This window comes from Caballeronia sp., from assembly GCF_049581465.1.
In the GTDB taxonomy this organism is placed as follows: domain Bacteria; phylum Pseudomonadota; class Gammaproteobacteria; order Burkholderiales; family Burkholderiaceae; genus Caballeronia.
The window spans coordinates 1-7,350 of the sequence record NZ_JBAUSA010000213.1 but is presented as its reverse complement, the minus strand read 5'-3'; the positions used below and the strand labels follow the sequence as shown (position 1 = coordinate 7,350).

Below are 7,350 nucleotides of genomic sequence, written 5' to 3'. Positions count from 1 at the left end.
GGCTTGTCCCGGCGCCGGGTGCAACGAACGCACGACGGCGAGCCGGCGCGTCAACTGCTCCGCGGCGTCGAACTGCATGTCGCGATACAACTCCTGCGCTTCGATGCCCTTCGCTAGCGTGTACTGGTCGCTATAACTCAACGCACGGTTTAACGCGATCACGCTAGGCGGGATCAGCAAGGTGCCGTCGGCGCCGCTCATGGAGTAGGTCAGCGTGTAGTCGAGTTCGTACTCCTCCACGATGCCCTGTGAGTTCAGGCTCAGGGTTTTCATGCCGTTGGCGCCGCCGAGCGTCAGGATGGCGTCCGGCTTTTCCGTCGGCTTGACGACCACGGTATCGCTGCCGCCCTCTACCAGCCGTTCGAGGCGGCCGACCATCTCGGGCGTGCCGCCGGCAATGGCAAGGCGCTTGAACGCATAATCCTGCTGGCCGCGCAACTGGAAGCCGCAGGCAGACAGCAGGAAGACGCCGGCCGCCACGGACAGCAACGAACGCCTGCCGAGCAGATTGGCAGGGCTGAACGATTTCACGGCTTTGCTGCTCACATCGTCTCCCGAAGGTTTCACTGCATGCTCCCGCTGACTCTCTTGCTGACTCATACGACCACGTTCACCAGACGGCCCGGCACGACGACGACCTTCTTAGGCGGCCGCCCTTCCGAGAACTTCTCGAACATTTCGTGGGCGACCGCCGCCTTTTCGATGTCCTCCCGCGACGCATCCTTCGGCACGGTCAACGCACCACGCACCTTGCCGTTCACCTGCAATACGAGTTCGATCTCCGACTGTTCCAGCGCGGCTTCATCGACTTTCGGCCAGGCCGCGTCGAGCAAGCTGCCGTGCAGATCAGCGTAGCCGAGCTCCTGCCACAACTGGAACGTGATGTGCGGCACAACCGGGTACAGCACGCGCAGCAGCACGCCGAAGGTTTCGTTGAGCACGGCGGGCGTGGCGTTCTTCGCACTGTCAACCGCGTTCAGCATCTTCATGGCCGCCGATACGACCGTGTTGTACTGCAACCGGCCGTAGTCGAAATCGGCCTGCTTCAGGATGGTGTAGATCTCGCGGCGCAGTGCGCGGTCCGTGTCGTTGAGCTTCGCGGGGTCGACTTTCGCGTGGACCTTGAGTACGTCGGCGCGGCCGTGAGCGAATTGCCATACGCGACGCAAAAAGCGGCTCGCGCCTTCAACGCCCGAGCCCGACCACTCCAGCGATTGCTCGGGCGGCGCGGCGAACATCACGAAGAGGCGCGCGGTATCGGCACCGTGCAAATCGATCAGGAATTGCGGATCGACGCCGTTGTTCTTCGACTTCGACATCTTCTCCACGCCACCGATCACCACGGGCTGGCGGTCGGTATTCAGCACGGCGGCGACCGGGCGGCCCTTGTCGTCGTGCGACACGGTGACGTCGGCGGGATTGATCCACGTCTTCTTGCCTGCCGCGTCTTCACGGAAATAGGTTTCGTTGAGCACCATGCCCTGCGTGAGCAGGTTCTTCGCCGGCTCGCCGAACTTGACCAGGCCCAGGTCGCGCATGACCTTGGTCCAGAAACGCGAATACAAGAGGTGAAGAATGGCGTGCTCGATCCCGCCGATGTACTGGTCCATCGGCATCCAGTAGTCGGTTCGCTCGTCGACCATGGTGGCGGCGTCGGGTGCGGCGTAGCGCGAGAAGTACCACGATGAATCGACGAACGTATCCATGGTGTCCGTCTCGCGTTTCGCCGGTGCGCCGCATGTCGGGCATGAGCAATTGACGAACGCCTCGGACTTGGCGAGCGGATTGCCCGTGCCGTCCGGCACGAGGTCTTCCGGCAACACTACCGGCAGATCCGCTTCCGGCACGGGCACGTCACCGCAGGTGTCGCAATGGATGATCGGGATCGGCGTGCCCCAATAACGCTGGCGAGAAATGCCCCAGTCGCGCAGACGCCAAGTGATTTGCTTGTCGCCGAAACCCTGGGCTTTCAGATCGGCGGCGATCGCGCCCACGGCTTCCTCGAACACGAGCCCATCGTATTTGCCGCTATTGATCAGTACCCCCGCGCCCTTCTCCGCGTACCACTCGTCCCATGCCTCCGTGCTGTAGGTCTTGCCTTCAATCGCGATCACCTGCTTGATCGGCAGCGCATATTTTTTCGCGAACGCGAAGTCGCGTTCGTCGTGCGCCGGCACGCCCATCACGGCGCCTTCGCCATAGCTCATCAGCACGTAGTTACCGATCCACACCTCCACTTGTTCCTGCGTCAGCGGATGCGTCACGAAAAAGCCAGTGGGCATGCCCTTCTTTTCCATCGTTGCCACGTCGGCTTCGGCCACGCCGCCGCGCTTGCATTCTTCGATGAACGCCTGCAGGTCCGCGTTGTCACGCGCAAGGCGCGTCGCCAGCGGATGCTCGGCCGCAACCGCCGCGAAGGTCACGCCCATGATCGTGTCGGCGCGGGTGGTGAACACGCGCAGCAACTTCTTCTCGCCGTCGATTTCGTACGGGAAACCGAAATTCACCCCGAAGCTCTTGCCGATCCAGTTTTGCTGCATCACTTTCACGCGCTCGGGCCAGCCAAGGCCTTCCAGGTCGCCGAGCAGTTGATCCGCGTAATCGGTGATACGCATGTAGTACATCGGGATTTCGCGCTTTTCCACCAAGGCACCCGAGCGCCAGCCGCGACCTTCGATCACCTGCTCGTTCGCGAGCACGGTCTGGTCGACGGGGTCCCAGTTCACCTTGCCGGTTTTCTTATACACGACGCCCTTTTCGAGCATCTTCAGGAACAGCCACTGGTTCCATTTGTAGTAGTCGGGATTGCACGACGCGACTTCACGCGACCAGTCGATCGCGAGCCCCATCGACTGCATCTGCTTCTTCATGTAGGCGATGTTGTCGTAGGTCCACTTCGCCGGGGGAACGTTGTTCGCCATCGCGGCGTTTTCAGCCGGCATGCCGAACGCGTCCCAGCCCATGGGCATCAGCACGTTGTGGCCGTTCATGCGCAGGAAGCGGTACATCACGTCGTTGATTGTGTAGTTGCGCACGTGCCCCATGTGGAGCTTGCCCGACGGGTACGGCAGCATGGACACGCAGTAGAACTTGGGCTTGTCGCTGGTTTCCGACGCCCGGTACACGTCTTTCGCGCGCCAGTCGCTCTGCGCTGCGGATTCGACTTCGGCGGGTACGTATTTTTCTTGCATGGTGTGGTTTGGGCTTTCTTCGACTAGTGCGCGCGTTCAGCGTTCGCCGGACCGGGCGCTCATGCTCGCGTTCAGAGGGATGGGAGCCCGGTGGACGTGTGAGCCGGGCAAAACACGATTATACCGGCTGTGATCGTGGGGCGACGCCGGGTGCCTTGAAGCGCAGAGGACTTCCGGCGAGGACTGAGTGTTGGGGCTCTTGCAAGGCCAGACCCCGTATTGCCGACTTGCGATTCAACCTAGCCACGGCCGACCAGCCTGCCGTTTCGTTTGCGCTGCAAATCGCTACGCTTCATTGAGGTAACGATTCGCGCAACGCTTCAGCACGAATTTGAAATGCATTGTGTTCACCGGCGAGATTGACGCGCGGGTCCGTCGCGACGATTGTTCGTCGTATTCGCACATACGGCCAACGAACGGGAAACTATCTTAATGACGGCTTTCGCCATGTCTCCGCCCGCCGTTTTGCATTCAAGCAGTGAAATCCGGAGATAGAACATGTTCTCGCAGGCCATCAAACACGCACTGCGTGCATTATTGATCGCATTCACGGCGCTGGGTGCAGCGCCTGCACATGCGCAGCTCGCTTGCGAGGCAGTGGGTCTCAACAAAACGATTCAAGCAGGTGCGATTTCGATTCCCATGGGCGCCACGTCGGGTCTGACCGTGCTCACCTTGCCATCGAGCATGTTTCAGGCGAGTTGCGTTCTCAGCGGACAGACGTCGGGAACCATCATTTCAAACCTGAAGACTGTCACGGCGCCCGCGCCGGGATTCAACGACGTTTATCCCACCAACGTCGCGGGTCTGGGCGTCCGGTACACGTTCGGCGGCGACGCGGCATGCGACCAGCAGAACGTGACAATGAAGAGCAGCAGCATTGCCATCTCGTGCCTTGTCTCCGGCGCTTCGGGTCAACCGTTATATTCGAACATGACAGTAACACCCAGTCTCGTGGTGACGGGCGCTGTGAAGGCCGGCGCGTCCACGCTGTCGAGCACGCCGACCATATCACTCACGTTTTCGGTCAAAGACGCCAGCGGTTCGTGGGGAAAAGGAAATCTATACGGGAGCACCGCAGCTGGCACGCTCATGACGGCCACGTGCTCAGTGCAATCGCCCCCTCCAATAACGCTCCCTACCGTCTCCACACGCTCACTTCCGAGCGTTGGAGCAACGGCGAGTGGGCAGGCGTTCAGCCTCAACTTCACATGCGCAGCGGGAGCTCAAGTGTCCATCGTAATTACGGATGCCGTCGATCCATCGAATCGATCCGACACGCTCAAACTCGCGCCAGGATCGACAGCGAAAGGAATCGGAATCCAAATCATGAAGCCGGGCAACACGCTCGTACAGTTCGGCCCGGACGAAACCGGTCAGGGCGTGGCGAATCAATGGCTGATCGGCGCATCGCCCAATGGATCGCTCGAACTACCACTATCGGCGCGATATATCCGCACTGGCACTCTGACACCGGGTTCGGTCAAGGCGAACGCCACCTTCACCATGTCATACCAATAGCCCGGTGATTTCCTATCGCACCGATTTTGCCGGGTCCGTTACAAAGCCAATCTTGTTCAGCCCCGCGCCCTGTGCCGCGCCCATTACTTGCGCGATCACGTCATAACGCGTCGCGCTAGACGCCCTCAGGTGAATCTCCGGCGGCGCTGCGCGTTTGCCTTGAGCCACGAACTGGGTACGCATCTGGTCGAGCGTAATGGGCTTGTCGTTCCAATAGAACTTGCCCGCGTCATCGATGGAAAGCGTGATGGTGTCCGGCGTCTCTCGCGCCGCCTGCGATGCCACCTTCGGCAAATCCAGACGGATCGCGTGCGTGAACAACGGCGCCGTGATGATGAATATCACCAACAAAACCAGCATGACGTCGATCAACGGCGTCATGTTGATCTCCGCCATTGGCGCGCCGTTCGATTTCTTGTCCAGTCCGCCGAATGCCATGCTTTGCTCGTCCGGGTGCGTGGTATGAAGGTGGCTCGCTTAAAGCTGCGTGGTCCTAAACTGCGTGATCGTCAAACTGCGTGGTCCTGAACAGGAGCCCTGCTAACGCGGCGCGGCGCGGCGCCGCTGGCGTATGCGTGCAGGTCGTGCGCGAAACCGTCCAGTTCTTCCGAGATCTGACGCACCAGCCGGCCCAGCACGTTGTACGCAAGCACCGCCGGAATCGCTACGACCAAGCCGAACGCGGTCATGATCAACGCCTCACCGACCGGTCCAGCCACGTTCTCGATCATCGCCTGACCATTCGCCGCGATGCTTCCAAGTGCGTGGTATATGCCCCAGACCGTGCCGAGCAATCCCACGAACGGGGCCGTGCTACCCACCGACGCGAGCAATACCTGTCCGAATTCCAGACGCCGCTGCGACGCCAGCAACGCATGGCGCAACGCACGCAACACGCGCTCATCCTGCCCCACGTGCGCAATCAACGCACCCGGCATTTCCGCCTCCGATGCATGCCACGCAGCGACCGCAAGCGGCACATACACGCGCTCCTTATCCAGTTTGCGCAATTCCGCGATGCCGTCCTTGAGCGTGGCCGCCTGCCAGAAACGCTGCACGGCGCGCGGCCCCTGGCGTTTCGCGCGAAGCAAAACCCAAGCCTTGACGATAAGGAAGCACCAACTCGCCACCGACATCGCGAGCAACACGCCAGCGACCGCATGCGTGACGGCGTCGCTGGATTGCAAGTAATGCATTACGCCAGTTGTCGCCATGGGACCCAAGCCTTCGGAATAGGACTCAGCGCAGGCCGAGCACGTCTTGCATGTCGAAAAATCCGCGCTCGCGGCTCGAAAGGAATCGCGCCGCGCGCAACGAACCTTGCGCGTAGGAAAGGCGGTTTGAAGACTTGTGAGTTATCTCAATACGCTCGCCGATGCCCGCAAACAGCACCGTATGGTCCCCTACGATATCGCCCCCGCGAATGGCCGCAAAACCAATGGTCGACGGATCGCGCTCGCCCGTCACGCCTTCGCGGCCATAGACGGCGCAATCCTTCAGCTCCCGGCCAAGCGCATGAGCGATGGTCTCACCCATGGCAAGGGCGGTGCCCGACGGCGCATCGACTTTATGCCGGTGATGCGCCTCGATGATCTCGATGTCATACCCTTCTGAAAACTGCTTCGCGGCAAATTCGAGCAGCTTGAGCGTCACGTTCACGCCCACACTCATGTTCGGTGCAAAAACAATCCCGATCTTCTCGCCCGCCGCGCGCAGTTGCGCCTTCTGGGCGTCGTCAAAACCCGTTGTGCCGATCACCATTTTCAGGTTGTGCCGCAGTGCCGCTTCGAGATGCACGAGCGTGCCCTCCGGGCGCGTGAAGTCGATCAGGAGATCCGATTCGGCGAACACGCGTTCGATGTCGTCCGTTAGCGCAATGCCCGTTTGTTTGCCGAGAAACGCGCCGGCATCCTGGCCGAGCTGCGGCGAATCGGCGCGGTCGAGCGCACCGGAGAGCGTCGCGTGGGCGTCGTTGAGAACAGTTTCAATCAGCATGTGGCCCATGCGGCCCGATGCACCTGCGATGGCGATTTTCATGGCATGTCTCGCGTGTAATGGGGGCAAGCCGCAGGGGCAAGCCGTCGGGGGCGCGATGCGTCGCGGAACATGGCATCGAGCCCGGTCTCGCGCCGTCAGGAAACGAGTAGCACCCGCCGGGACCGAGCAGAATCGCACAAAAATGCGCACCCGGCGGAAACGGCGGCCCGAGCCCGCCGTTTCCGCCTAAAACTGCCTGGTTGCCACTTAGGTGCCGCTTAACTTAGTTACTGCTTGGCGGCGGTGCCGTAAACACTGCCTGCCCACTCGCGCCCGTGTTCGACGGAGCAGGCGCCGTGCCCTGCGGGCCGACGGCGCTGCTATCAGGAATCACGACCGGCTGGGGACGACGCTGCAACTGAATCTGCGAATTACCCGGCGCGCTGACGTTCGGCGGCAAGCCCGCGCTGGCCGGCGCGTTCGAGAAAGCAGACGATCGTGTGCGGCCCGTCGGCGCCTGAACGGCTTCCGTTGCGCGATTGGCGGCTTGAGCAGCCTGCTGATTCGGATCGGCAGACAATGCGTTTGCGGCGTTCGGCTCCGTGCTCGGCGTGCTCGCTGGCGCGGCCACAGTGGCCACCGTACCGCTGGCAGCCGTATC

The 7,350-nt window shown here is 61.5% G+C and carries 6 protein-coding genes and 1 pseudogene; 1 reads left to right on the top strand and 6 read right to left on the bottom strand.

The annotated features are described in order from the left end of the window. Positions 1-546, bottom strand: a 546-nt coding sequence (gene lptE, locus WCA53_RS05260) for an LPS assembly lipoprotein LptE (protein ID WP_423906453.1), incomplete at its 3' end; no start/stop codon positions are given. A gap of 50 nt (positions 547-596) precedes the next feature. Next, positions 597-3,191 (bottom strand): leucine--tRNA ligase, encoded by a 2,595-nt coding sequence (leuS, locus tag WCA53_RS05255; RefSeq protein ID WP_423906450.1) that lies wholly within the window; start codon positions 3,189-3,191, stop codon positions 597-599. Between the two features lie 498 nt (positions 3,192-3,689). On the opposite strand from leuS, the gene WCA53_RS05250 reads away from it, so the two are divergent. Further along, positions 3,690-4,712, top strand: a complete 1,023-nt coding sequence (locus WCA53_RS05250) for a fimbrial protein (protein WP_423906447.1) — start codon at positions 3,690-3,692, stop codon at positions 4,710-4,712. Between the two features lie 12 nt (positions 4,713-4,724). On the opposite strand, the gene WCA53_RS05245 is transcribed toward WCA53_RS05250, so the two are convergent. From WCA53_RS05245 to WCA53_RS05230, 4 genes and pseudogenes are all read right to left on the bottom strand, one after another. Continuing rightward, positions 4,725-5,150: an ExbD/TolR family protein gene (locus WCA53_RS05245; RefSeq protein ID WP_423906444.1), complete on the bottom strand. Its 426-nt coding sequence runs from the start codon at positions 5,148-5,150 to the stop codon at positions 4,725-4,727. A 71-nt stretch (positions 5,151-5,221) separates the two neighbouring features. Then, positions 5,222-5,926 carry a MotA/TolQ/ExbB proton channel family protein gene (locus tag WCA53_RS05240; RefSeq protein WP_423906441.1) on the bottom strand — a complete coding sequence of 235 codons (705 nt, stop codon included), beginning with the start codon at positions 5,924-5,926 and terminating at the stop codon, positions 5,222-5,224. A gap of 25 nt (positions 5,927-5,951) precedes the next feature. Continuing rightward, a complete protein-coding gene (gene dapB, locus WCA53_RS05235; RefSeq protein WP_423906436.1) occupies positions 5,952-6,749 on the bottom strand; it encodes a 4-hydroxy-tetrahydrodipicolinate reductase in 798 nt (265 codons plus the stop codon). A gap of 223 nt (positions 6,750-6,972) precedes the next feature. Beyond that, positions 6,973-7,350: pseudogene (locus tag WCA53_RS05230) on the bottom strand (outer membrane protein assembly factor BamE); the annotation flags it as partial.